Origin of the sequence: Arthrobacter sp. TS-15, from assembly GCF_006964045.1 — a bacterium.
GTDB lineage: Bacteria > Actinomycetota > Actinomycetes > Actinomycetales > Micrococcaceae > Arthrobacter.
The window spans coordinates 1-1227 of record NZ_SDXQ01000151.1; the positions used below are offsets into that span (position 1 = coordinate 1).

The window sequence follows — 1227 nt, forward strand, 5'->3', positions numbered from 1 at the left end:
ACTCACGGGTGAAAGGCGTGAGTTCATCGTGGCAGGTCAGTCAGTTGTCCTCGCCACTACGGGCGTTCGTCGTCGGCCAGTTCTCCAGCAGCACATGGAGCGCGTCGATCGTCCGGTTCCAGGACGCCTGTACGTCACGGGGCGCGCCGAAGCCGCCGGAGGCCTCCAGCGCGCAGTAGCCGTGGAACGTGCTCCTCAACAGGCGGACGGCGTCGGCGAGATCGGGTTCTTCGAGGCCGTACGCGCGGAGCATCCCGTACGTGACCTCGGTGGTCCGGGCGAAGGCGGGGGAGGCGGCGACGAGGGACTGGTCGATACGGATCTGGGTGGCCGCGTACCGGCCCGGCCGCTCCAGCGCGTACGCACGGTAGGCGTCGGCGAAGGCGGCCAGGGCGTCCTTGCCGGCCCGTCCGGCCACCGCCGTGGAGATCCGGTCGATCATCTCGCCACCCGCGAGGAGCGCCACCCGGGTGCGCAGGTCGTGCAGGCTCCTGACGTGCGAGTACAGGCTCGCGTCCTTCACACCGAACCGCCGGGCCAGCGCGGACAGCGTGACGCCCTCGAAGCCGACCTCGTCCGCGAGATCGGCAGCGGCCTCGACGAGCCGGTCGGCCGTGATCCCGGCACGGGCCATCATCAACCATCTCCTAAGGGTTCTAGCCAGAAACCTGGAGATGGTAGCAAGCGAGGTGGCGGATCCCGGCCTTGGATCCCGGTCTCGGATCGCGGGCGGTCAGCCGGCCAGGTGCTTGCCGAAGAACTCGGTGAGCCTGGCGACGGCGGGGGTGACGTACTCGTCCCTGTCGTACAGGTCGATGTGGGTGGCGCCGTCGATGACGAACAGTTCCTTGGGCTCGGCCGCCCGCTCGATCGCCTCCCGGCTGAAGTAGGCGGTCTCCGCCTCCGAACCGGCGATCATCAGCAGGGGCCGGGGCGAGATGAGCCGGATCAGCGCGTACGAGTCGTACTGGGCGAGCAGGTCGACGCTGCGCAGCACCCACCCCTGGATGGCGCGGGGGTGGTGGCCGCGCGGGGTGCGGTAGAAGTCGTACGTCTCCCGGAACTGCCTGGTGGCCGTCTCCAGCAACTCCTCGGCGTTGTCGGGAATCCACGCCTCCAACTGCGGGGCCGCACCGCGCGCTTCCGCGGTGCGCAGGGCACCGGCCCGGTCGAGCATGGCAGCGAGGATCGCCGGGTCCTGTGTGCGGCCCAGTCCCCCACGGATCA

General features: G+C 69.8%; 2 protein-coding genes. Both read right to left on the bottom strand.

Annotated features, from left to right (window positions below):
• Positions 1-40: 40 nt before the first annotated feature.
• Positions 41-637, bottom strand: coding sequence for a TetR/AcrR family transcriptional regulator (locus EU811_RS23445; protein WP_238703562.1), 597 nt, complete (start codon positions 635-637; stop codon positions 41-43).
• A gap of 96 nt (positions 638-733) precedes the next feature.
• The coding region (locus EU811_RS23450; protein WP_142940616.1) for an alpha/beta hydrolase at positions 734-1227 on the bottom strand (494 nt) is incomplete at its 5' end.